A 23,921-nucleotide genomic window follows, 5' to 3' on the forward strand; every position below is an offset into this window, starting at 1 on the left:
GTTCACCGCGACGCCGTGAAGGTCGTGTGGCAGTGTCGTGACGACGGTCGGCGCACGACGACGTGCGTCGAGGTGGGCGCGCGATCTTCGGAGGGCATCGCGATGGCGGAACGCCGGACGGCGGACGGTACGACCCGAGCGGGACGGACGGCGCGGCAGCGTCGGGCGAGACGGCTGCGCCAGACCTGGGCCGCGGTCGGCACCGCACTGCTCGCGCTGCCGCTCGCCCTCGTCCCGGCCGCCCCCGCAGCGGCGGCGTCCTGGGGCATCCAGAAGCAGGCCCTGAGTCAGGGCCCGTACACGCCCGGTGACGAGGTGCAGTGGGTCGTCACGGTGTCGTGCTCCGACCCCAACGCGGACCCGTGCGTGCCGACGACGATCACCGACCCCCTCCCCGACGGGATCGAGCTCGTCAGCGCCTCGGTGCAGAACCAGAGCGGCGCCACGAACGGCTCCCTCGACCCCGACACCGAGACCGACACCGTCACCTACACCGCCGACAGCGTGAACAACGGTGGTCAGGTGCAGATCCTGATCAACGCCGTCGTCGACCCGGACATCCCCTACGCGGCCGACGGCGTGCCGATCACGAACACCGCGACGGTCGTCTCGGACAACGCCCCCGCGAACCAGGCATCGAACTCCATCACGCCGACCGTCCCCCTGAACCTCGACTCCGCGACGACGAAGGAGATCACGCCCGAGGGGGCGATCGCGAGCCCCGGCACGCCCGCGCTCGTGACCCTCGGCGCGACCAACACGTCCAACGACCCGGTGGACAGCCTCGTCCTCTCCGAGCCCGTGGACCCCGCAGCGGATCCCAACCCCTTCACCTACCTCGAGTTCACCGGCTTCGGACCGGACGGCGACGGCACGGGGATCGCCTGGCCGGAGGGCGCGACCGGGGCGACGGTGACGTTCACGTGCGCGGACGGCTCCACGCCGAGCGACAGCACGACCACGCCCGACACGCTGCCCAACCCGCCGGACGGGTGCGTCGTCGAGGGCTTCACCGTCGAGTTCACCGGTGACATCGCGATCGGTGCCACCGCGAGCATCCCGTTCGCGACCGCACAGTCGGCGGCGGTCACGCAGATCACCGACGAGACCATCGTCACCAACGACACGGCGTCGTCCGTGATCCGTGACGGGACCGTGTCCACACCGGTCGAGGCGGAGGACACCTACGTCCTCACGCCGCCGAACAACACCGTCACCGCGACGAAGTCGTTCGACCCGGCCACCGTGAGCGCGGGCGCGTCCAGCACCGTGACCATCGGGGCGACGAACGCCGGCGACCCGACGACGGGCCTGTCGATCACCGAGCCCTCGCCCGGGACCGACAGCCCCTTCGAGGGCGACGACCCGCTCACGTTCACGGGCTGGGGGACCGCGGACGACCCCGGCGTCGTCCAGTGGCCCACGGGTGCCGACGGCGCGAGCGTGACGTACACGTGCGCGGACGGCTCCACGCCCACCGTCGACGCGACCGAGCCGAACACCCTGCCCGACCCGCCCGGCGGCTGCACGGTCGTCGGGTTCACCGTGTCCTTCACCGGCGACATCGTCACCGGGGCCGAGGCGTCCCTGCCGTTCCAGGTGGACACCGACCCGGACCAGGTCACCGACGACGTCACCCACCCGAACGAGATCACCGCGACCATCCCCAACGACTCGAGCACCGCCGACGCGTCGCTCGTCACGCTCACCGACCGGCTCGCGACGAGCACGACCAAGTCGATCTCGCCGTCGACGATCCCCGCGCTGCCCGGCCAGACCGTCGTCGTCGGCCTCCCGACGCAGCTCCTGCCGTTCGGTCCCGACGGCTCCACGACCGGCGCGGAGCAGATCGTCGTGCAGGACCCGACGGACCCCGGCGCCCCGGGGGAGTTCTGGGACTCCTTCACCGCATCCTCCGTGCGGTCCACGGGGGTGCCGGCGGGTACCGCGCTGACCGTCAACTACTGGGACGGGACCGCGTGGGTCGAGGCACCCGGGTGCGGAAGCCCCGTGCAGGGATCCGCGACCGTCAACTGCGACCTGCCTGACGGCGCACAGGGGGTCCAGTTCGTCTACGAGGACACCACCGGCGACGGCATCCCGCCCGGGACGAGCGTCTCCCCGAACTTCGTCGCCGCCTACGACGGGCCGCAGGACCAGGACGACCCCGTCGAGAACTGCGGCGCGTCGAGCGCCTCGGCGGACACGGTGGCCCCGACCGCACCCGCCGAGGGCTGCGACACGGTCGACCCGTTCCCCGTGCCGACCGAGCCGGGCGACCTCGACTTCATCGCCAAGGCGTTCCTCGCACCCGACGGCCAGACGGGTACCCCTTACACCGTGCGCGCCCGCACGCAGGACGAGATCACGGCCCGGGTCACCTGGTCGACGAACGGGTTCGAGAACGTGGACCCGATGGTGATCAGCGACCTCGCCGACCCGGTCGCCGCGGACGACCCGGGGATCTCCGACTCGTTCTACGACGCGTTCGACCTCGTCTCGGTCGCGCTCGACGACCCGCTCCTGCAGTACGACCAGGTCGAGAGCGTGGAGCTGTACATCGACGGAGCGTGGGTCGAGGCGACCGACGACCCCTGCCCGGAGGCGTGCGACGGGACGTTCCCCGGGTACACGCTGACGGCGGACGAGCAGGAGGACGCGACGTCCGTGCGGCTGACCTACACCGAGTCGCCCGGCCGCGAGCAGTTCCCCGCGGACCCGACCGAACCGGCCGCCGGCGAGGGCGTCGCACGGTCGACGCAGGCCGACGGCCGCCACCTCGACCTCACCTTCCGGCTGCGCGACGACCGTCGCAGCGGAGGTCCGGCGCTCGGCCGTGACCAGGACGAGATCTACAACAACGCCGAGGACCCCGGACTCGTCACCGACACGGCGCGCGGCACGGCGACCTTCAACCCGCCGGGGGGCGGGGACGCCGTCGTCCGCACGGACACCGACGACGACGACGTGCTGATCATCGACGAGCCCATCAACGTGGGGATCTCGAAGACGTGGGCCGGCGGTCCGCTGTCCGTGCCGCCCGAGGGCACGCCCTACGAGGACTTCCCGACGACGGTGGTCACCGTCACCGCCTCCAACAACTCGGTGGCGCGGGTGGACGAGCTGCGGATCGCCGAACCGTCCTCCGCCAACGCCGGCCTCGTCGTCGAGCCGGAGGTGGATCCGGGGACCAACCCGTTCGACGCCTTCACCCTGACGGACATCATCGCCGTCTCGCCGCCGGACGGCACCGAGACGACGACGGTCACGCTCACCACCGTCGGCGGCACGGCCACGGACTACACACCGGCGCAGGCGCAGGCGCTCACGGTGGACGAGCTCGCGGACGTCGTCGGCGTGGAGGTCACGTTCGACGGCAGGATCGCCTCCACGGAGACCGGGAACAACGAGGGCGTGCTGGAGATGCGTCTCAAGCTGCGCGAGCTCGACCGGTACACCGGCGAGCGCGTCACCGTGGACCACGACCCGAACCCCGTGCCGAACAGCGCCGGCGCCGAGGTGTCGGACCCCGGCGGGACGACCGACCAGACGCCGCAGGCGTGGGCCACCGCGGACATGGAGCTGCAGGACGCGGCGATCAGCATGGAGCAGACGAAGTCGTTCGACCCGCCGACCGTCGTCGAGCCCGGGTCGGACGCGGAGGAGAACCCGACCTCGGTGCTGGAGATCACGGGGCAGCCCCAGGGGCCGTCTCGCGCGGTCGAGATGGTCCTCACCGACGTGGACGGGAGCTTCTGGAACCAGTACGACCTCGTCGACTTCGCGGACACCACGTTCCGGGCGCCGATCGACCAGGTGCAGGTCGACGCCTGCACGGGCGGGACGTACGACGAGGCGAGCGACACGTTCGCGGACTGCGTGTGGACCGACGGGGAACCCTCCGGGACGTTCGCGCTGCCCGGCGACGTCCAGCCGGCCGACGTCGTGGGGCTCCGCCTCACCTTCACCAAGGCGGACGGAACGATCTGGGAGAACCCGTCGGACCCGACGCAGGTGGTACACCTCACCGTGCAGGTGCGCGACACGCTCCGGTCGGACCCGGGCACGCCCGTGCCGAGCGACCTCGCCCAGAACGACCCCGCCCCCGGCGAGACCGCGCCGGGCCTCGCGACGAACGACGTGACCGCGACGGTGACGGGCGCCGACCTCGTCTTCAACCCGGAGGACCCCGAGAACCCGATCCCGGTGAGCTCGACGGCCGACGCGACCTCGACGATCACCTACGCGCACACGGAGAACGCCGTCGAGATCGTCAAGGACTTCGCCGGCGAGGTGTCCAGCACCCGTCCGCCGGACGGCGTGTTCCCCATGAACATCACGATCCGGAACACGGGCAACCGGCCGATCTACGACCCGGTGGTCACCGACCCCATGCCGACGGACCCGGACGGCCCCCAGCTGCGCCTCGCAGAGGTCGCCGAGCCGTACGCGTTCGCGCTCGACGGTGCAGCCCCGGACCCGGCGAACGGTCCCGCGATGCCGACGGACACGGATCAGGTCACGATCGACCGCTCGGGGAACATCGGGTCCCTGACCTTCACGTTCCCCGAGGGCACCGTCCTCGAGGTGGGGCAGACCTACACGATCACCGTGCAGGTGGAGTTCCGCGTGACGCTCCCGGCGCAGACGGTGGTCCGCAACACGGCGGGGGTGACCGGCGACCGCCCGTGGGACGAGTGCGTGAGCCGACTGAACGACGAGACCGGCGCGTGCGAGGCCGACGCGGACGTCACGACGGTCCCGGCGGCCGTGCTCGCCGAGTCGAAGTCCGTGCGGTCGACGGACGACGAGTACCCGCTCGGGATCATCGTCGACCCGGACCAGCCGGGCGACGTCCAGCCGGAGGACTGCACACCCGACGCCGGCGGCTTCTACTCCTACCCCTGCACGCCGGTCATCCCTCCGGGCGAGAACGAGACGTGGCACATCCGTGTGGACAACGTCGGCAACCTGCCCATCGACACGGTGGTCGTGTACGACCGGCTGCCCACCCCGGGTGACGGCCCGTCGTACCAGGGGAGCCCGCGCGGGTCGCAGTTCACGCCGATCCTCACGAACGACGCGCCGCCGGCCCTCGTCAACGCCCCCGCGGGCGCGGTCGCGACCTTCTACTACACGACGGTCGACGACTACTGCCTCGACGATATCGAGGACCCCCTCTCGGGCCAGACGTGCTCCGACGACCCGGACGCCGGTGGGTGGGCGCCGCTGCCCTCCGGGGGCAGCGACGCGCTGTACGCGTCGGTGACGGCGCTGAAGACCGTCATCACGTTCCCCGCGGACCAGCCGCTGCGCCCCGGAAGCTTCGTCGCGCTCGAGGGCACGTCGACGACGCCCCCGCGGGTGCCCGAGGCCGGGGACCGAGCCATCGCGTTCAACTCCGCCGCGGCGAACGGCGTCGGTGTCGGGCCTGCGGGCGGCCGGTTCAACATGCTGACCACCGAGGGTGTCAAGGTCGGCGTCGCGACGGCCGTCGGCTCGCTGCAGGTGGACAAGGTCGTGGCCGGCGAGGCCGCGGACCTCGCGCCCGAGACGTTCACGATGACGGTCGAGTGCACGTCGTCGCCGGGGACGTGGGTGGAGACGGTGCTCGACCCGGTCGAGATCACCGTCACCCCGGGGGCCCCGACGGTCGTCGAGGACATCCCGTGGGGCTCGGAGTGCACGGTGACGGAGGATGGCAGCGACGGGCAGACCCGCCTCGTCCTCCTGCCCGAGTCGGTGATCATCGACAGCGAGACGGCCGACGACCCGGTCCTCATCGGGGCCGTCAACTGGTACGACCTGTCGAGCATCGTCATCGACAAGGAGGTCGTCAGCGACGCCGTCGACCAGGACGGGGAACCGGTGGTGTTCGGCCCGTTCGACGGGACGGTGGACTGCACGTTCCTCGGCGAGCCGGTCTACGCGGACGGCTTCGGTCCCGACACGCCGATGACGTTCGAGCTGGAGGACGGCGAGTCCGTCGAGTTCGACGGGCTCCCGGTGAACGCGGAGTGCACGGTCACCGAGACCGGTGCCGGGAACGCGTCGTCGACGACCATCACCGTGCGGCACGGTCCGCTCGGCGAGCCCGACGTCACCGACGGCACGACGGCCGATCTCACGCTCGCCGGGGACCTCGTGGGTCAGCCGCGCAACGCGGTCACCCTGACCAACACGTACGACGTCGGCGTGATCGACCTGCAGAAGGTCGTGGACGGCGAGGGCGCGGAGCAGTACGGCGCGGGGCCGTTCACCATCCAGGTCGTGTGCACGTTCGACGACGACGACGGCACCGGCCCGCAGACGGTCTACGACGGCACGGTCGTGCTCGGCGGTGCGGGTCCGCTCGACGCGGAGATCGCGAACCTGCCCGCCGGGGCGGAGTGCACCGTCACGGAGCTCGACGACGCGGGCGCCACGGGCGCGGTCGTCGTCCCGTCGACGGTGGTCGTGGACGCCGACGAGCCCGCGCAGGTCGTCGTGACGAACACGTTCGACGTGGGGTCGGTCCAGGTGGACAAGGAGCTCGCCGGGCTCGGCGCGCTGTACGGCCCCGGTCCGTTCGAGGTCGAGCTCGCGTGCACCTACGAGGACGTCGACCTGACGATCCCGGGCGGTGCGACGCGCGAGCTCGTGCCGGGCGAGCCGGTCGTGTACGAGGGTCTGCCCGTCGGGTCGCAGTGCACCGTCGTGGAGACGGAGACGTTCGGGGCGTCGTCGACGACGGTCGCCGTGGACGACGGCGACCCTGTGGAGTTCCCGTCCGGCGAGGTCCCGACGGTCGACGTCGAGGTGCCGCCCGCCGACGACGGCGAGCCGACGACGGTGACGGTCGCGATGACCAACACGTTCCTCACGGCACCGCTCGTGGTGCGCAAGGTCGTGGACGGCGACGGGGCCGCGTTCGCTCCGCCGATGCCGGACCTGCCGCCGTTGCCGACGACGCTCGAGGAGCTGGCTGACTTCGACTTCAGCACGATCCCGTTCGACGAGTTCCCCTACGCCGTCTCGCTGGAGTGCACCACGGTCACCGGGGCGCCCGTCGAGACGATCCCCGGCGGACCGGACCGCCGGTTCGGGCCTGGCTTCCCCGCGCTCTACTTCGGGCTCCAGGACGGCGACTCGTGCTCCGTCACGGAGACGGAGATCGGTGGCGCGACCTCGGTGGCGGTCGATCCGGACCCGGTGACGATCGTCGGCGCGGAACTTCCCGCGGACCCGGTCGAGGTCGTCGTGACGAACACCTACGACACGGGCAGCGTGGAGGTCGCCAAGGTCGTGACCGGGGACGGCGCCGAGGCGTTCGGCGCCGGTCCGTTCGAGGTCTCGCTCGCGTGCACGTTCGAGGGCGCGGACGTCGCGGTCCCCGGTGGTGCGGAGCGCACGGTCACGGGGGGTGAGGTGGCCGTGTACGACGGGCTGCCGATCGACGCGGACTGCGTGGTGACCGAGACGGCGACGGGCGGTGCGCACGACGTCGAGGTGTCGTCGGTCGACGGCGGCGAGCCGGGTGCCGCGACCGTCGGTGCGGAGCCGGTCGCGATCACCGTGACCAACACGTTCGACGTCGCGGAGGTCGTCGTGACCAAGGAGCTCGTCGGCCCCGGGGCGGCCGAGCACGAGGGTGACGCGTTCACCGTCCTCACGGAGTGCACCTGGGAGGTGGACGGCGGGACCGTCCCCGTCGACGTCCCGGGCGGGGGTGAGCGGACGCTGTCCGCGGCCGACGACTGGACCGCGACGTACGTCGTCCCGCAGGGCGCGTCGTGCACGGTCGCGGAGACGGACGCGGGTGACGCTGTCCGCGTGACGCTCACCGCGGCCGGCGAGGAGACGACGGTCGACCCGGCCGACGGCGTGCCGACGACGGGTGCGTTCGACGTCGGCACCGGCGTGGAGCCGAGCGTGAGCGTGACGGTCGCCAACGCGTTCCCCGCCACCCCGGCGGACCTGCCGCCCACGGGTGCTCGCGTCGTCGCGGCCGTGCTCGCGGTGGTGGTGCTGGTCGGTCTCGGGGTCGTGGTGGTGGCCGCCGCACGCCGTCGGGAGGTGTGAACGACGGCACACCCGGCCAACAGAAACGGCTCACCCCCTGCCGTCGGGGCCCGTTGGGCCGTAGGCTGACCCTTAGCCGTCGGCGGCACCGCCGGCGCTCTCGTCCCGGCGCGTCGGACCGTCGGGACGTCGGGAGGCCCGTCGCACGTCGTGCGACGGGCTTCGCCGTGTCCGGGACCGCACGACGAAGCCCCTGACCTGCGAGGCAGGTCAGGGGCTTCGTCCTGGGCGGAGGATGGGGGATTCGAACCCCCGAGGGCTGTTAACCCAACACGCTTTCCAAGCGTGCGCCATAGGCCACTAGGCGAATCCTCCTGGTGCACCGCGGTCGAGAGCACGGCCGTGCTCGTGGACCGGGTAGCGCAACGAGGATACCGGACGGGCGTGCTCAGGCCGAATCGTCCCGTCGGGCGACCGGTTTCGGTCGCGGCCCGGACCTGGGCTAGGCTGGTCGTAGACCCCTCGTGCGGCATCATCTCGCCGAACTCCCCCAGGGCCGGAAGGCAGCAAGGGTAGGTGAGCTCTGGTGGGTGCGCGAGGGGTCCTTTGCGTCCGCGACCAGGTGCGATCCGCCATGTGACCAAAGCCGCGTCCATATCGTGGACGAATCGCGGCGGGAACTGGCGCCGACGCCGCCCGCGTGCCCATCATGAACGCCATGACCCCGTTCCTCGTCGTCGCCGCCCCGGCCCCGCGCGCAGCCTCCTGCGCCGCGATGCCGTGCTGTCGCGACGGCCGGGGCACCGGGCGAATGTGCGGCTGCTGACACCCGCGCCGTCGTCCCCCGCAGGGAACGCTCCCTGCCCCTGAACCGGTCCGCGCGTCCCGAGCGTCGCGCGACCCCCCGCTCGCCACGAGGCTGATGGCCCGTCGGAAGCACCCCCGCACCCCGCCCCGCAGGACACACCCCTGCACCCGTCGTGCCGACCTCGCGCGACCCCGTCGAAGGGAACACCCATGGCTGCCTCCACCCGCACGCGACTCACCTGGACCGCGATCGCGGCCACCGCCGCCCTCACCCTCACCGCGTGCTCGTCCGGCGACGACGCCGGCACCGCCTCGGGCGACGCCGAGGACCCGGTCCGCATCGGCGTGGTCGGCGCGGCCGACGACAAGTGGGCCGTCTACAAGGACCTCGCGACCGCCGAGGGCATCGAGATCGAGCTCGTCGACCTCCAGGACTACACGCAGGCGAACCCGGCCCTGTCTCAGGGCGAGCTCGACCTCAACCAGTTCCAGCACCTGCAGTTCCTCGCGGGCTACAACGTCGACGCGGACGACGACCTCCAGCCCATCGGCGCGACCGCCGTCTACCCGCTCGGCCTCTACTCGACCAAGCACGCCTCGCTCGAGGAGATCCCCGACGGCGGCCAGGTCGCCGTGCCGAACGACCCGACGAACCTCGCCCGCGCGCTCCTCGTGCTCCAGGAGGCCGGCCTGGTCGAGCTCGAGGGCGGCGGCAGCTCCATCTCGACCGAGGCCGACGTGCTCCCGAGCTCGAAGGTGACCGTGACGCCCGTCGACGCGGCCCAGACGCCGATCCAGCTCCAGTCGGTCGACGCCTCGATCATCAACAACGACTTCGTCGAGGACGCCGGGCTGAAGCCGGAGGAGGCGCTCTTCCAGGACGACCCCGACTCCGACGCCGCCAAGCCGTACATCAACGTGTGGGTCGCGCGCGCCGAGGACGCCGACGACGAGACGCTGCTCGCGCTCGCGGAGCTCTCCCACGCGCCGGAGGTCGTCGAGGCGGAGAAGACGGCGTCGGGCGGCACCGCCGTCATCAAGGAGAACCCGGCCGACGAGCTCCAGGAGATCCTCGCCGGCATCGAGGACGACATCCGGAACTCCTGACCGACCGGGCGACGGCGCGGCACCACGGTGCCGCGCCGTCGTCACGTCCAGATCGGACCAGAGGGAGGACCATAGGACCGTGAGCACCCAGGACACCGCGCCCGCCGCGATCGAGCTGCGCCACGTGAGCAAGACCTTCGGGACGGGCGAGGACGCCGTGCACGCCGTCGACGACGTCTCCCTGACCATCGCCACGGGGGAGATCTTCGGCGTCATCGGGTACTCGGGCGCAGGCAAGTCGACGCTCGTGCGGCTCGTCAACGCGCTGGAGGCCGTGACGGCCGGCGAGGTCGTCGTCGACGGCCAGGTCATCACCGGCCTGCCCGAGCGACGCGTGCGCGAGGTGCGCTCCCGCATCGGCATGGTCTTCCAGCAGTTCAACCTGCTGTCGTCGCGCACCGTCGCCGGGAACGTCGCCTACCCGCTCAAGGTCGCCGGGTGGTCGCGCGAGAAGCGCGCCGCGCGCGTCGCCGAGCTGCTCGAGTTCGTCGGGCTCGCCGACAAGGCGAAGGCGTACCCGCGCCAGCTCTCCGGCGGGCAGAAGCAACGCGTCGGCATCGCCCGCGCGCTCGCCGCCCAGCCCACCATCCTCCTCGCGGACGAGGCGACGTCCGCCCTCGACCCCGAGACGACGCGCGAGGTGCTCGCCCTCCTGCGGCGGGTCAACGCCGAGCTCGGCATCACCATCGTCGTCATCACGCACGAGATGGAGGTCGTGCGCTCGACGTGCCACCGCGTCGCCGTCATGGAGCACGGCAAGGTCGTCGAGGTCGGCGACGTCTACGACGTCTTCTCCGCGCCGCGCGCCGACGCGTCGCAGCGGTTCGTCGGCACCGCGCTGCACGACCGGCCGTCGCCCGACGCGCTCGCCCGCCTGCGCGAGCGGCACCCCGGGCGCCTCGTGACCGTCGGCGTCCGCGAGGACGCCGCCACGGGCACCGACCTGTTCCGGCTGCTGCGCGAGCACGGCGTCGACGGGTCGGTCGTCTACGGGGGCATCTCCGAGGTGGGGGAGCGGCCGTTCGGCTCGCTCACCGTCGAGCTCGACGCCCCGGAGGACCGTGTCGCACCGTTCCTCGTCGCGCTCGCCGAGCGGGCCGACGTCGTCGACCTCGGCACGGCCGAGCACCCGCTGGACGACCCCCGGGTGGTGCGGCTCGCCGTCGGGAACGCGCCCGACGGTCCGGGCGAGCACCCGGGCGACCAGCTCGGGTCCGCAGGCAGCGTCTCGTTCCGCCACGGCATCCCCGGAGGTCTGTGATGAACCGCGACTGGTCCACGTTGTGGCCGATCCTGTGGGAGTCGTTCGGCCAGACCCTCCAGATGGTCACGGTCGCGATGCTCACGGGCGGGCTCGCCGGGCTCGCGCTCGGCATCGCGCTCTACGTGACCCGGCGCGGCAACCTCCTGGAGAACCGCTGGGTGTTCGGGACGCTCAACGTCGTCGTCAACATCGTGCGGCCCATCCCGTTCATCATCTTCGTCACGCTGCTCGGGCCGGTGACGCTCCAGGTCGTCGGCACGACGCTCGGCACCGAGGCGTTCATCTTCCCGCTGTCGGTCATGACGGCGTTCGGCACGAGCCGCATCGTCGAGCAGAACCTCGTGGGCATCGACCCCGGCGTGGTCGAGGCGGCGCGCGCGATGGGCGCGTCGTCGTGGCGCATCATCACGACGGTGCTCGTGCCGGAGGCGCTCGCGCCCCTCATCCTCGGGTACACGTTCCTCTTCATCGCGGTGCTCGACATGTCCGCGATCGCCGGAATCATCGGCGGCGGCGGGCTCGGCAACTTCGCGATCGTCTACGGCTACCAGCGGTACAACTGGGGGGTCGTGGTCGTGACGGTCCTCGTCATCATCGGGATCGTCCAGCTGGCCCAGCTGCTCGGCAACTGGCTCGCGCGCAAGGCCCTGCACCGGTGACGCCCGGCCCGGCCCGCGGCGTCGTCCACGGGCCGGGTGGGCGGTCTCGTGCGCGTGGGTCCCGACGTCTAGAGTAGCCGGGGTGAGCACCGCCCTGTACCGCCGCTACCGGCCCGAGACCTTCGCCGAGGTGATCGGTCAGGACCACGTGACCGCGCCGCTCATGCAGGCGCTGCGCAGCGGACGGGTCAACCACGCGTACCTGTTCTCCGGGCCGCGCGGCTGCGGCAAGACGACGAGCGCGCGCATCCTCGCGCGCACCCTCAACTGCGCGCGGAACACGGACGCGAACCCGCTCGACACCCCGTGCGGAGAGTGCCCCTCCTGCGTGGACCTGGCGCGCGGGGGCCCGGGCAGCCTCGACGTCGTCGAGATCGACGCGGCCTCGCACGGCGGCGTGGACGACGCGCGGGACCTGCGCGAGCGCGCGACGTTCGCCCCCACGCGCGACCGCTTCAAGATCTTCATCATCGACGAGGCGCATATGGTCTCGCCGGCCGGCTTCAACGCGCTGCTCAAGATCGTCGAGGAACCGCCGGAGCACGTGAAGTTCGTCTTCGCGACGACGGAGCCCGACAAGGTCATCGGCACGATCCGCTCGCGCACGCACCACTACCCGTTCCGCCTCGTCCCGCCGGACGTGCTCGGCCCCTACCTGGAGGAGCTGTGCACGGCCGAGGGCGTCGCCGTAGGACAGGGCGTCTTCCCGCTCGTCACCCGCGCGGGCGGCGGCAGCGTCCGTGACTCGCTCTCCGTCATGGACCAGCTCATCGCGGGGGCGGAGAACGGCCAGGTCGACTACGAGCGCGCCGTCGCGCTCCTCGGGTTCACGCACGGCACGCTGCTCGACGACGTCGTGGACGCCCTCGCGGCGCGCGACGGCGCGAGCATCTTCCGCGTCGTCGACCACGTCGTCGCGACGGGCCACGAGCCGCGGCGCTTCGTCGAGGACGTGCTGGAGCGGCTGCGCGACCTCATCGTCATCGCGGTCTCGGGCGACGAGGCGCAGGCGGTCCTCCGGGACCAGCCCGCCGACCAGCTCGCGCGCATGCGCACGCAGGCGCAGAACCTCGGCGTCGCCGAGCTGTCGCGCGCGGCCGACCTCGTGAACGCCGCCCTCACCGAGATGACGGGCGCGACGTCGCCCCGGCTGCACCTCGAGCTGCTCGTGGCGCGCCTCCTGCTGCCCGGTGCGGACGACGGCGCGGCGGGCTTCGCCGCACGCCTCGACCGCCTCGAGCGCGGAGGGCTCGGCGGCGCGCCCGCCGGGGCCCCTGCCGCTCCCGCCCCGGCGGCGTCCGCGGCCGTGCCCGTGGGGGCGTCCGCGCGCCCCGTGCCCGACGCCGCCCCGGCCGCCCCGGCGGTCACGGCACCCTCGTCCGCGCTCAGCGGCCCCGCGGCGGTGCGTGCCGCTCTCGGCCGTCGGGCCCCGACCGAGACGGTCGTGCCCGACGCGGTCGCCACGCCTGCGGTGGCTGTCGTGCCCGACGCGGCCGCCGTTCAGGCTGGGACCGACGAGCCTGCTGCGACCGACGGGCCTGCCGTGGCCGACGTGCCCACCGTCGCCGACGTGCCCGCCGCGTCCGACGAGCCCGCGACGGCCGACACGGGTGACGCGGCCGACACGGCCGAGACGGTCGACGAGCCCCGCCAGGTCGAGCCGGCTGCGGCCCTCGCCGCGGCCGGGAGCGACGCGCCGGAGGACCCGGCCTCCGAGGCGTCCTCGCACGAGGCGGACGGCGAGGTAGCGCAGCCCGTGTCCGTGGAGCACGAGCCTCAGCCGGAACCTCAGCGGGAACCTCAGCCGGAGCCGGGGCCCGCGGTCGAGCAGGGCGCCGGCTCGTCGGCCGCCGCTGCACCGGCGATGACGACGGAGGACCTGCGTCGCCGGTGGCCCGAGGTGCTCGAGACGCTCAGCGCGAACCGCGTCACGTGGTCCCTGGTGAGCACGAACGCGCAGGTCTCGGAGCTGCGCTCCGACGTCCTGTTCCTCGCGTTCCCGTCGGCGGGGCTCGCGCGGGCGTTCTCGTCGGCGCGGCACACCGGTGCCGTGCAGGACGCCGTCTACCAGACCCTCGGGCTGCAGGTGCGCGTCGAGCCGCGTCTCGACGAGGGCGGGCCCGGCGGCGGGTCGGTGCAGAGCACGGGGAACGACCCCGCCACGCCGGACCCCGCCGGACCGGCGGCGCCGAGTCCCGTGCCGTCCGGCGGGTCCGGGACCACCGGGCCCGGAACCCCCGGGGCGAGGCCCCCGGGGTCCGGGACCGCCGTGCCCCAGGCGGCGGGGTCTTCGGTCGTCGGGTCCGTCCCGTCCGCCGGGACGAGCGCGCCCGGCCCGCGCGCGGCCGTGGCGCTGCAGGAACGACCCGCTCCGGCGCCCGACAGCACCGCGCCCAGCACCGCGCCGCGTGGCGCGGTCGTCGACGCGGCCGACGAGGCCTGGCTCGCGGGGGCGCCCGCCGTCGTCGCGCCGGTCCGTGCCGCGCGCGTCGAGAGCATGCCGGCGCCGACGGCCGGTGGTGCGGAAACGGCCGACGAGGCGTGGCTCGCCGGGGCGCTGCCGCCCGAGCCGACCGCCGACCTCGACCCGCCCGACATCGTCCCGCCTGACATCGACCCGCCCGACATCGACCCGCCCGACCCAGCGCCGTCCTGGTCCGCGGGCGTGTCCCCCGGGTCGTCGCCCGGCCCTGTGGGCGAGCCGCGTGCGGGGGGCGACCCCGCGCAGTCGGGCAACCCGGCTGGCACGACCCGGACGGTCCCGCCGCTGAGCGGTGCGTCGGCGGCCCGCGCCGCGGCGTCGGCCGCGATCGCGTCGGCGCGCGACGTCGCACGGTCGGGCAGCGCACGGCGCGCCCCCGACGCCGGGACCCGCGTGCCGGGTAGCGCCCCCGACCCGATGGAGGACCTGCCGTCGGCCGACGACCCCGACATCGTCGCGACCGGCCTGGTCGGCACGGCCCTGGTGGTCAACCTCCTCGGCGGCACGATCATCGAGGAGATCCAGGGCCAGGGCGCCTGAGCCGCGCTGCGGGTGGCGACCCGTAGGCTGAGGGCGTGTACGAAGGCGCTGTCCAGGACCTGATCGACGAGCTCGGCCGACTCCCCGGCGTCGGGCCGAAGAGCGCGCAGCGCATCGCGTTCCACCTGCTCGCGACCGACGCCGCGGACGTCCGCCGCCTCGTCGACGCGCTGACCGAGGTGAAGGCGCGCGTGCGGTTCTGTGAGACGTGCGGCAACGTCGCCGAGTCCGAGACGTGCCGCATCTGCGCCGACCCGCGGCGCTCGCCCGAGGTGATCTGCGTCGTCGAGGAGCCCAAGGACGTCGTCGCCATCGAGCGCACCCGCGAGTTCCGCGGCCGGTACCACGTGCTCGGCGGGGCCATCAACCCCATCGAGAACGTCGGGCCGGGGGACCTGCGGATCTCCGAGCTCATGACGCGGCTCGCCGACGGGCAGGTCACGGAGGTGATTCTCGCGACCGACCCCAACGTCGAGGGGGAGGCCACGGCGACGTACCTCGCGCGGATGCTCGGGCCGATGGGACTGCGCGTGACACGTCTCGCGTCCGGGCTGCCGGTCGGTGGAGACTTGGAGTACGCCGACGAGGTCACCCTCGGCCGGGCGTTCGAGGGCCGCCGCCTGGTCGGCGGCTGACGGAAGGGGCACGACGTGGGGGAGATCGAGCACGACCCGGAGCTGCGCGAGATCGCGGAGGAGACGGCCGCCGAGGCGCGCGCGTACCTGACGACCACCGCGCAGGTCGCGGCCGGCGCGACCCCCGGCGCGGTGCTGCCGCTCCTGCTCCTCGCCCTGTCCGACGTCCTGGCCGTCGGCGCCCGGCTGGGTGCGATGGGCGACGTCGTGCCGGTCGAGCGGTTCGAGCCCGACGCCGGCCCGGACACCGACCTCGACCCGCTGCGCACCGCCCTCTCCCGCCTCTTCGACGGGTTCGACGACTACGTCGAGATCACCGACCCGCTCGTCGGCGCGGAGATCAGTGCGGCGTCCCTGTCGGGCGACCTCGCGTGCGTCGCCGAGTGCCTCGCGAAGGGGTTGCAGCACTTCGAGGCGGGTCGCGAGCTCGAAGGCCTGTGGTGGTGGCAGTTCTCGTACGTGTCCCTGTGGGGCGAGCGCGCCGCCAGCGGGCTGCGGGTCCTGCAGAGCGCCCTCGCGCACCTGCGGCTCGACGTCGACGACGACGTCGCCGCCGAGGCGGAGTACGACGCGCTCCAGTCCTGACCCGGCACGCGCGTCAGCGCGGTTCCGGCCGCCGCCCGTAGTGGTCGGCGAGCGCCCGCTCGTAGGCGCGCCAGTCGAGGTCGTCGGGCGAGCGACCGTCGCGGGCCGCGACGAGCCGGTCGAGGTAGTACTCCCAGCCCGGCCCGACGGAGCGCGCGTCGTCCCGCGGACCGAGCACCTGCCGGAACGTGAGGGTCGTGATGCCGTCCGCCTCGTCGAGGTCGAAGCCGACGTGCCACTGGTCGTCGCCGACCTGCGTGTCGGCGCGGAACGCGTGGGGCGGGTCGCACCGCGTGATGGTGTACTCCTCGGGCTCCACGTCCTCGCCCTCGGCGGTCATGAGGAACGTCACGCGGCCCGTCGCCGGATCGCCCTCCCAGCGGCCGATCCACCGCTCCAGCCGGTCCGGCTCGGTGAGGCTGGCCCACACGTCGGCGACGGGCGCCCGGAACGTCCGCGTCACCACGAGCTCCGGGCCGTCCGGTCCGTGCACGACGCCGCCCCGGGGCTCCGGCACGGTGCCGGTGGTCGGGCCGGTGGTCGGGTCGGCGTGCGTGGGGTCGTTCATGCGCTCTCCTCTTGTCGCGACGCACCGTTCCCGGCGCGCCGGTCTCGTGTCGTGCGGCGGACCTCGAGGTCGAGGCCGTCGAGCGCCCGGGCGGGGACGGGCGGGACCGGCACCCCGGGCGCGCCGAGCGTGTCGAGCAGGTCGCGCACCGGGCGGAGGCCGTCGGCCCGCAGCGTGTACACGCGGTTGCGGCCCGTGGTCTCGTCGTCGACGAGCCCCGCCTCGCGCAGGACGCGGAGGTGCCGACTGACGGCCGGCCGCGAGACGTCGTCACGCACGGCGGCGAGGGCGCCGGCGGTCAGGTCGCCGTGGCGCAGCGCGTGCAGCAGGTCGCGCCGCACCGGGTCGGCGAGAGCCTCGAACACGTCCATCCATGAAGCGTAACCGCGTGGTTACGCATCTGTCGACGCGGGTGTCACGTCCCGTGCGCTCCACCGGGGCGGGGCGGGGCGGGGGCGGGGCGTCCGGCCGTGGTACCACTGGGGGGTGCTGCCCGCCTTTGCCCTGCCCTCCACGGGTGGTCTCGAGATCGACGGCCTGACCGTCGTCCTCCTCGTCCTCGCCGCGCTCACCGCCGGGTGGATCGACGCCGTCGTCGGCGGGGGAGGCCTCGTCCAGCTCCCGGCGCTGCTGCTCGTGCCCGGCATCAGCCCCGTCCAGGCGCTCGCGACCAACAAGCTGTCGAGCATCATGGGGACGTCGGTGAGCGCCGTGACGTTCTACCGGCGCGTGGGCCCCGACCTGCGGACCGCCGGACCCATGGCCCTCGCCGCGCTCGTCGGCGCGATCGGCGGTGCCGCGCTCGCGTCCCGCATCCCCGCGGACCTGTTCACGCCGATCATCCTCGTCGTGCTCGTCGCGGTGGCCGCCTACACGATCGCGAAGCCGCGGCTCGGCCACGCGACGAACCTGCGCTGGGAGGGCAACGGGCACCGGTGGGCCGCCGCCGGCATCGGCCTCGTCATCGGCGCCTACGACGGCCTGCTCGGCCCCGGCACCGGGACCTTCTTCGTCATCTCGCTCGTGAGCATCCTCGGCTACGCGTTCCTGCCCGCGTCGGCGCTCGCCAAGATCGCCAACTTCGCCACCAACGCCGGCGCGCTGATCTTCTTCGTCCCCTACGGGGCCGTCCTGTGGGGGCTGGGTCTGCTCATGGGCGTCGCCAACCTGCTCGGCGCCTACATCGGCGCGCGCATGGCCGTGGCGAAGGGCAGCGGGTTCGTGCGCGTCGTGTTCGTCGTCGTCGTCGGGGCGCTGATCCTCAAGCTCGGCTACGACGTCGTGACCGACCTCCTCTGATCGCTCCCGCCCCACCGCGCGACGGCGCCAGGACGGCCCGCATCGCGGAACCGACTTGGCCGGGGCCGGGGCGCCGTGCCTATCATCGAGCGACCCACAAGCACCCGGCGGACCGTTGAGAGAGACGGCGGCCGGCGACAGATGGAGCAGCACGTGGCACTGATCGTGCAGAAGTACGGCGGTTCGTCGGTATCGGACGCCGAGAGCATCAAGAGGGTGGCCAAGCGCATCGCGGAGGCGAAGCGGGCCGGGAACGACGTGGTCGTCGTGGTCTCGGCGATGGGCGACACGACGGACGAGCTCATCGACCTCGCGCAGCAGGTCACCCCCCTCCCGCCGCAGCGGGAGATGGACATCCTCCTCACCGCGGGCGAGCGCATCTCGATGTCGCTGCTCGCGATGGCGATCACCAACCTCGGGGTCCGGGCGAAGTCGTTCACCGGGCAGCAGGCGGGCGTCATCACGGACGCCGTGCACGGCAAGGCGCGGATCGTCGACGTCGTGCCGCACCGCATCCGCGAGACGATCGAGCGGGGGCAGGTCGCGATCGTCGCGGGCTTCCAGGGCGTCACGCAGTCGACGAACGACGTGACGACGCTGGGCCGCGGCGGGTCGGACACGACCGCCGTCGCGCTGGCGGCCGGTCTCGGCGCGGACGTGTGCGAGATCTACACGGACGTCGACGGCGTGTTCACGGCCGACCCACGCATCGTCCCCGCGGCCCGCAAGATCGACCGCGTCACGTACGAGGAGATGCTGGAGATGGCGGCGGGCGGCGCGAAGGTCCTCGCGCTGCGCTGCGTGGAGTACGGGCGCCGGTACGGCGTGCCGATCCACGTGCGCTCGTCGTTCTCCGGCAAGCAGGGCACCCTCGTCACCGCGGACGCCCACGTCACCACCGTGCACGGCGACGTGCGCGTCCCCGTCGCCGTGTGGGACCGCGTCCCCGGCACGCTCGTCGTCCCCGAGAACCACCCGGCCGAGGAGGCTGCACCCATGGAAGCCCCGATCATCTCCGGCGTCGCGCACGACCGCAGCGAGGCCAAGATCACCGTCGTCGGCGTCCCCGACGTCCCCGGCACGGCGGCGCGCATCTTCGAGGTCGTCGCGACCTCGGGCGTGAACATCGACATGATCGTGCAGAACGTGTCGGCCGCCCGCACGGGCCTGACCGACATCTCGTTCACGCTCCCCGAGGGCGACACGAAGGCGGCGTCGGCCGCGCTCGCTGCGGTCCAGGGCGAGCTGCGCTACGAGTCCCTGCAGATCGACGACCAGATCGGCAAGCTGTCGCTGGTCGGCGCGGGCATGAAGTCGCACCCCGGCGTCTCGGCGAAGCTCTTCGGGGCGCTGCGCGACGCCGACATCAACATCGAGATGATCTCGACGTCGGAGATCCGCATCTCCGTGGTGACGCGCGAGGACAAGCTCGACGACGCCGTCCGTGCCGTGCACACCGCGTTCGAGCTCGACGGCGAGGGCGAGGCCGTCGTCTACGCCGGTACCGGCCGCTGACCGAGGACGAGAGGGTTTCCGAGATGAGCAACCAGAACTCTGCCGAGGGCCTGCACCTCGCCGTCGTCGGTGCGACCGGCCAGGTCGGCGCCGTCATGCGCCGCCTGCTCGACGAGCGCGACGTCCCCGTCGCGAGCATCCGTTACTTCGCGTCCGCGCGGTCCGCGGGCTCGACGCTGCCCTGGAAGGGGCAGGACGTCGTCGTCGAGGACGTCGCCGCCGTGTCCGAGGACGACCTGCGCGGGATCGACGTCGCCCTGTTCTCCGCGGGCGGCGCGACGTCGACGGCGCACGCCGAGCGCTTCGCCGCGGCGGGCGCCGTCGTCATCGACAACTCGTCCGCGTGGCGCATGGACCCCGACGTCCCGCTGGTCGTGTCCGAGGTGAACCCGGGCGCGCTGCGCGAGGCCCGCAAGGGCATCGTCGCGAACCCGAACTGCACGACGATGGCCGCGATGCCCGTGCTCAAGCCGCTCGCGGACGAGGCCGGGCTGGAGCGCCTGATCGTCGCGACGTATCAGGCGGTGTCCGGTGCGGGTCTGGCCGGCGCGGAGGAGCTGCGGTCCCAGGCCGTGGCGGGCGCCGCCGCGGACGGCGAGGGCGCCGGGCTCACGGGCCTCGTGCACGACGGCGCAGCGGTCGCCTTCCCCGAGCCGGACAAGTTCCCGCGGACCATCGCCTACAACGTCGTCCCGCTCGCCGGGTCGATCGTCGACGACGGCGAGGAGGAGACCGACGAGGAGAAGAAGCTGCGCAACGAGTCGCGCAAGATCCTCGGTCTCCCGGAGCTCGCCGTCGCGGGGACGTGCGTGCGCGTGCCCGTGTTCACGGGCCACTCGCTCGCCATCCACGCCGAGTTCGGTGCGCCGATCTCGCCGGACCGTGCGCGCGAGGTCCTCGCCGCCTCGCCGGGCGTCGCGCTGGCCGACGTGCCGAACCCGCTCGACGCGGCCGGCAAGGACCCGTCGTTCGTCGGCCGGGTCCGCACGGACCAGTCCGTCCCGGGCGGCCGCGGCCTCGTGCTGTTCGTGTCGAACGACAACCTGCGCAAGGGTGCGGCGCTCAACGCCGTGCAGCTCGCCGAGCTCGTCGCGGCCGACCTCGACGGCGTCCGCGCCGCCTACGAGCGCACCCCCGCTCCGGCGAACGCCTGACTCGCCGAACACGACCTGAGGGACGTTATCCGCGCGATAACGTCCCTCACGTCGTGCTCGAGGGCTCGTAGGGGCGTGCTCGGCACCACGACCTCACGGTGTGGTGGGGTTCCGTCGCACTCGACGGCCGACGGGATCGAGCTTTCCGTCCCGGGGGGTAGCGCGGGCGGTCCGTTCTCGGTGGTGTCCCTGTGGATGGCGAGATCGCCACGACGTTCCCGTGGCAAGGATCGGCGTGTCGACCGCTCAGTGTGCGTGGCCCCGTGAGCGGGTCCCGAGCGTCGGGGCGAGCACCCACAGCGCGACCGCGGCGAGGACGTGCCAGACCGCGTGGCCCTGGAGCGTGACCCCGAGCGGGCCGTCGGCGTCGCACAGCGGCCAGCCCGCGCGCGTGAGCGTCCCGATGCCACCGCCCACGGCGAGCAGGACGAGCGCGGTGACGGTGCGGCGTCGGACAGCGGGCCGGCGCCCCGCGCGCAGGAGGCTCGCCCCCACCGCGACGACGGCCGCGACCACCTGCGCGGCGGTCGAGGCCACGACCGACGTCGCGGCGAGCACCACGCTCAGCAGGGTCGGGGCGAGCCACCACGAGGTGCGCAGCCGACGACCCGTGAGGTCCGCGACCGCGTCGGCGGCGACCAGGGCCAGCGCCCCGAGCAGCGGCGGGTCGTGCACCACGGGGTTCCACGCGGGCGACGGCCCGTGCTGCACCACCGAGCCCACGCCGATCAGGGCGACCAGGCACCCCAACGCGACGCGCACGCCGACGGGGGACGCGTCGTCGGGCACCCGCAGCGCCCGGACCACGATCGCGAGGCCGGCCACGACGAAGGCGAGGCTCGTCCACGTGCTCAGCGGCTCGGCCCACGGCGTCCCGCCCGCGAGCTCGCAGGCTCCCTCCATCTGACCTCCCGAGGTAGGACCGTGGTCGCTACCACGGTTCTACCTCGCGCGACATGCGTTCTCCCTCGCGGGACCGGGGTTCTCCCCTCGCGAGGCCGGGGCTCCGGCGGTGAGAGGGGTTGCGGCGCTCATGGATCTGTGGTTCATTACTCAAGTAATGAACCACAGAACACGACGAGCCGCGAGAGGATGGGCGCCATGTTCGACGGTCCGGAACCCATCTACCTGCAGATCGCCCAGATGATCCGGGCGCAGGTCCTCGCAGGAGAGACGGCGGAGGAGGAGCAGGTCATGTCGACGACCGAGTTCGCGACGACGTTCCGCATCAACCCGGCGACGGCCGCCAAGGCGTTCGCGCTCCTCGTCGACGAGGGCGTGCTGTACAAGCGGCGCGGCCTCGGGATGTTCGTCGCTCCCGGCGCGCGCGAGAAGCTGCTCGCCGACCACCGGGCGGCGTTCTTCGACGAGGTCCTCGCGCCCGCGCTCGCGCAGGCCGACGTCCTCGACATCCCGACGGCGGAGATCGTCGACTACGTCCTCGGTCGCCCGCGCCCCGCCGCAGGCCCGACCACCGACCCCGACCCGAGGTGAGCACCGTGACCGCCCGGCCCACGAGCCAGCCAGGAGACCAGCCCGTGACCTCGCCCACCGACAAGCCCGCCGACGAGCACTCCGGCACGCACTCCGACCGGCCCGGCCCCACGCCGCCCGAGCCGTTCGCCGCGGAGCTGCGCGACGTCGTCGTGCAGTACTCCCGCCGCGGCGAGCGCGCCCTCGACGGCGCGACGCTGCGGGTCCGCCCCGGTGTCATCACCGGGCTGCTCGGACGCAACGGCGCGGGCAAGACGACGCTCGCGGCGCTGCTCGCGGCGTTCCGCCGCCCCACCGCTGGCCGGGTGCTCGTCGGCGAGCCGGGCGAGCTGGAGGACCCGTTCGAGAACGCGTGGACGACGATGCACACCCAGCTCGTGCGGGAGAGCGGCGACGTCTGGGACACGGACAAGGCGAAGGACGCACTCGCGTACTACGCGGACATGCGGCCGCTGTGGGACGACGCGCTCGCGGGACGGCTCCTCGACGAGCTCGAGGTCGACGTGCGCAAGAAGCCGTCGGAGATGTCGCGCGGGAAGCGGTCGGCGCTGGGCGCGGTGATCGGTCTCGCGTCGCGCGCACCGCTGACGATCTTCGACGAGGTGTACCTCGGCATGGACGCGCCGAGCCGGTACGCGTTCTACGACGCGCTCGTCGCGGACTACACGGAGCACCCGCGCACGATCCTGCTCTCCAGCCACCTCATCTCCGAGGTCGAGCGCATCTTCGAGGACGTCGTGATCATCGCCCGGGGGCGGGTGCTGCTCGCGGAGGACGCGGACGACGTGCGCGCCCGCGGGGTGAGCGTCACGGGCCCGTTCGAGGCCGTGGAGCGGTTCGCCGCCGGCCGGGAGGTGCTCGCGCGCCAGCGGCTCGGGGGCACCGCGCAGGTGACGTTGTTCGGCGAGGTCACGGCGGCCGAGCGGGCCGCGGCGACGGACGCCGGCCTGGAGGTCGGTGCCGTGCCCGTGCAGGACCTGTTCGTCCACCTCACCCGGACCGGCACGGACGAGAAGGAGGGGTCGCGATGACCGCCCGGGCAGCAGAGCGTCGCGCGGCGGAGTCCGCCGCGCACCGGCGCGGCGTGCGCGCCGTCATCACGTACTACGTCGCGGGGACCTGGTGGGTCGGCGTGTGGTTCTGGGTGATCGCCCTGGCCGTCGGCGCACTCATCCTGTGGATCATGCGACGCAACGGCGAGGCCAGCATCGACGCCGTGGGCGGCGTCGCGGGGTCGGCCAAGTACTTCCTGTTCGTCATGGGGATCCTCATGCCGCTCATGACGATCGCGACGCACGTCGCGTCGGGCGGGACGCGTCGGTCGTTCGCGCACGGCCTGTGGATCGGCACCGCGCTGTCGGGCGCGACGTTCGGCCTGGCCGCAGCCCTCGTGAAGTGGGGGGAGTGGGCCGTGTTCCGCCAGAACGGGTGGGTGGCCGACCCGGAGGTGACGCAGCTCTACGGCGACGCGTCGCAGTTCGGGACGGTGTTCCTCGTCGAGTCGCTGTTCTGCACCGTCTACTACCTGGCGGGGGCCGTGATCGGCCTGGGCTACTACACGTTCGGGTTCTGGCGCGGGACGCTCCTCGTGCTCGCCGCGCTCGTGCCGGTGAGCGTCGCGGAGACGTTCCTCCGCTCGGGCTTCTACGGCGACGCGCTGGCACGCGTCGTCGGTCTCGACGACACCCCCCTGTGGCTGGCCGCTCTCGGCGGCCTCGTCGGGGTCGTGCTCGCCGCACTGCTCGTCCGCGCCGTCGTCCGGTCGACCGCGATCCGCCCCGTCGACTTCGCCGCGAGCGCGAAGGCCTGAC

16 protein-coding genes, 1 tRNA gene and 1 other RNA gene are annotated in these 23,921 nt (G+C 73.1%); 14 read left to right on the forward strand and 4 right to left on the reverse strand.

What is annotated here, in order from left to right; all coding sequences use genetic code 11:
• Positions 1–102: 102 nt before the first annotated feature.
• A complete protein-coding gene (locus tag LGQ04_RS06690) occupies positions 103–8,061 on the forward strand; it encodes a DUF5979 domain-containing protein (RefSeq protein WP_229242903.1) in 7,959 nt (2,652 codons plus the stop codon).
• Positions 8,062–8,290: 229 nt separating this feature from the next.
• Here the strand turns inward: LGQ04_RS06690 and LGQ04_RS06695 are convergent.
• Positions 8,291–8,376, reverse strand: a tRNA-Ser gene (locus LGQ04_RS06695).
• Positions 8,377–8,514: 138 nt separating this feature from the next.
• Here LGQ04_RS06695 and ffs point away from each other — a divergent pair.
• From ffs to LGQ04_RS06730, 7 genes are all read left to right on the forward strand, one after another.
• An RNA gene (ffs, locus tag LGQ04_RS06700) (signal recognition particle sRNA small type) lies at positions 8,515–8,611 on the forward strand.
• Between the two features lie 407 nt (positions 8,612–9,018).
• Positions 9,019–9,915, forward strand: a complete 897-nt coding sequence (locus LGQ04_RS06705) for a MetQ/NlpA family ABC transporter substrate-binding protein (protein ID WP_229242904.1) — start codon at positions 9,019–9,021, stop codon at positions 9,913–9,915.
• Positions 9,916–9,994: 79 nt separating this feature from the next.
• On the forward strand, positions 9,995–11,176 hold the full coding sequence (locus tag LGQ04_RS06710) for a methionine ABC transporter ATP-binding protein (protein ID WP_372469985.1): 1,182 nt from the start codon (positions 9,995–9,997) through the stop codon (positions 11,174–11,176).
• Positions 11,176–11,838, forward strand: a complete 663-nt coding sequence (locus LGQ04_RS06715; protein ID WP_229242905.1) for a methionine ABC transporter permease — start codon at positions 11,176–11,178, stop codon at positions 11,836–11,838. Before LGQ04_RS06710 ends, LGQ04_RS06715 begins: the two co-directional genes overlap by 1 nt.
• Positions 11,839–11,920: 82 nt before the next feature.
• Positions 11,921–14,860, forward strand: coding sequence for a DNA polymerase III subunit gamma and tau (locus tag LGQ04_RS06720; RefSeq protein WP_229242906.1), 2,940 nt, complete (start codon positions 11,921–11,923; stop codon positions 14,858–14,860).
• 35 nt (positions 14,861–14,895) lie between these two features.
• Positions 14,896–15,495, forward strand: a complete 600-nt coding sequence (gene recR / locus LGQ04_RS06725; RefSeq protein ID WP_229242907.1) for a recombination mediator RecR — start codon at positions 14,896–14,898, stop codon at positions 15,493–15,495.
• 15 nt (positions 15,496–15,510) lie between these two features.
• Positions 15,511–16,080, forward strand: a complete 570-nt coding sequence (locus LGQ04_RS06730) for a DUF5063 domain-containing protein (protein WP_229242908.1) — start codon at positions 15,511–15,513, stop codon at positions 16,078–16,080.
• A 13-nt stretch (positions 16,081–16,093) separates the two neighbouring features.
• Here LGQ04_RS06730 and LGQ04_RS06735 read toward each other — a convergent pair whose 3' ends face one another.
• The gene (locus tag LGQ04_RS06735) at positions 16,094–16,648 is read right to left on the reverse strand and encodes an SRPBCC family protein (protein WP_229242909.1); all 555 of its coding nucleotides are present in this window, start codon (positions 16,646–16,648) and stop codon (positions 16,094–16,096) included.
• Positions 16,645–17,019 carry a metalloregulator ArsR/SmtB family transcription factor gene (locus tag LGQ04_RS06740; RefSeq protein ID WP_229242910.1) on the reverse strand — a complete coding sequence of 125 codons (375 nt, stop codon included), beginning with the start codon at positions 17,017–17,019 and terminating at the stop codon, positions 16,645–16,647. The genes LGQ04_RS06735 and LGQ04_RS06740 overlap by 4 nt, the downstream gene beginning before the upstream one ends.
• Before the next feature lie 115 nt (positions 17,020–17,134).
• Here LGQ04_RS06740 and LGQ04_RS06745 point away from each other — a divergent pair, with 115 nt between their 5' ends.
• From LGQ04_RS06745 to LGQ04_RS06755, 3 genes are all read left to right on the forward strand, one after another.
• Positions 17,135–17,947 carry a TSUP family transporter gene (locus tag LGQ04_RS06745; RefSeq protein WP_229242911.1) on the forward strand — a complete coding sequence of 271 codons (813 nt, stop codon included), beginning with the start codon at positions 17,135–17,137 and terminating at the stop codon, positions 17,945–17,947.
• Positions 17,948–18,100: 153 nt separating this feature from the next.
• Complete coding sequence (locus tag LGQ04_RS06750) at positions 18,101–19,462, forward strand: aspartate kinase (RefSeq protein WP_229242912.1); 1,362 nt, start codon at positions 18,101–18,103, stop codon at positions 19,460–19,462.
• Positions 19,463–19,485: 23 nt separating this feature from the next.
• On the forward strand, positions 19,486–20,616 hold the full coding sequence (locus LGQ04_RS06755) for an aspartate-semialdehyde dehydrogenase (protein ID WP_229242913.1): 1,131 nt from the start codon (positions 19,486–19,488) through the stop codon (positions 20,614–20,616).
• A gap of 246 nt (positions 20,617–20,862) precedes the next feature.
• Here the strand turns inward: LGQ04_RS06755 and LGQ04_RS06760 are convergent, their stop codons facing one another.
• A complete protein-coding gene (locus tag LGQ04_RS06760) occupies positions 20,863–21,519 on the reverse strand; it encodes a ceramidase domain-containing protein (RefSeq protein WP_229242914.1) in 657 nt (218 codons plus the stop codon).
• Positions 21,520–21,717: 198 nt separating this feature from the next.
• Here LGQ04_RS06760 and LGQ04_RS06765 point away from each other — a divergent pair, with 198 nt between their 5' ends.
• The 3 genes from LGQ04_RS06765 to LGQ04_RS06775 are packed head-to-tail and all read left to right on the forward strand — an operon-like array spanning position 21,718 to position 23,920.
• Entirely contained in the window at positions 21,718–22,110 is a 393-nt protein-coding gene (locus tag LGQ04_RS06765; protein ID WP_229242915.1) for a GntR family transcriptional regulator, read from the forward strand.
• A 44-nt stretch (positions 22,111–22,154) separates the two neighbouring features.
• Complete coding sequence (locus LGQ04_RS06770; RefSeq protein ID WP_229242916.1) at positions 22,155–23,141, forward strand: ATP-binding cassette domain-containing protein; 987 nt, start codon at positions 22,155–22,157, stop codon at positions 23,139–23,141.
• The gene (locus LGQ04_RS06775) at positions 23,138–23,920 is read left to right on the forward strand and encodes a hypothetical protein (protein ID WP_229242917.1); all 783 of its coding nucleotides are present in this window, start codon (positions 23,138–23,140) and stop codon (positions 23,918–23,920) included. The genes LGQ04_RS06770 and LGQ04_RS06775 overlap by 4 nt, the downstream gene beginning before the upstream one ends.
• The last annotated feature ends 1 nt before the right edge of the window (position 23,921 follow it).

It is taken from the genome of Cellulosimicrobium marinum (assembly GCF_020551945.1).
Taxonomy (GTDB): Bacteria; Actinomycetota; Actinomycetes; order Actinomycetales; family Cellulomonadaceae; genus Cellulosimicrobium; species Cellulosimicrobium marinum.

Excerpts from the sequence above, each read along its gene's own strand:
- LGQ04_RS06690 (WP_229242903.1), top strand. The coding sequence starts at position 103 with ATGGCGGAACGCCGGACGGCGGACGGTACGACCCGAGCGGGACGGACG.
- LGQ04_RS06705 (WP_229242904.1), top strand. The coding sequence starts at position 9,019 with ATGGCTGCCTCCACCCGCACGCGACTCACCTGGACCGCGATCGCGGCC.
- LGQ04_RS06715 (WP_229242905.1), top strand. The coding sequence starts at position 11,176 with ATGAACCGCGACTGGTCCACGTTGTGGCCGATCCTGTGGGAGTCGTTC.
- LGQ04_RS06735 (WP_229242909.1), bottom strand. The coding sequence starts at position 16,648 with ATGAACGACCCCACGCACGCCGACCCGACCACCGGCCCGACCACCGGC.
- LGQ04_RS06740 (WP_229242910.1), bottom strand. The coding sequence starts at position 17,019 with ATGGACGTGTTCGAGGCTCTCGCCGACCCGGTGCGGCGCGACCTGCTG.
- LGQ04_RS06755 (WP_229242913.1), top strand. The coding sequence starts at position 19,486 with ATGAGCAACCAGAACTCTGCCGAGGGCCTGCACCTCGCCGTCGTCGGT.
- LGQ04_RS06760 (WP_229242914.1), bottom strand. The coding sequence starts at position 21,519 with ATGGAGGGAGCCTGCGAGCTCGCGGGCGGGACGCCGTGGGCCGAGCCG.
- LGQ04_RS06765 (WP_229242915.1), top strand. The coding sequence starts at position 21,718 with ATGTTCGACGGTCCGGAACCCATCTACCTGCAGATCGCCCAGATGATC.
- LGQ04_RS06775 (WP_229242917.1), top strand. The coding sequence starts at position 23,138 with ATGACCGCCCGGGCAGCAGAGCGTCGCGCGGCGGAGTCCGCCGCGCAC.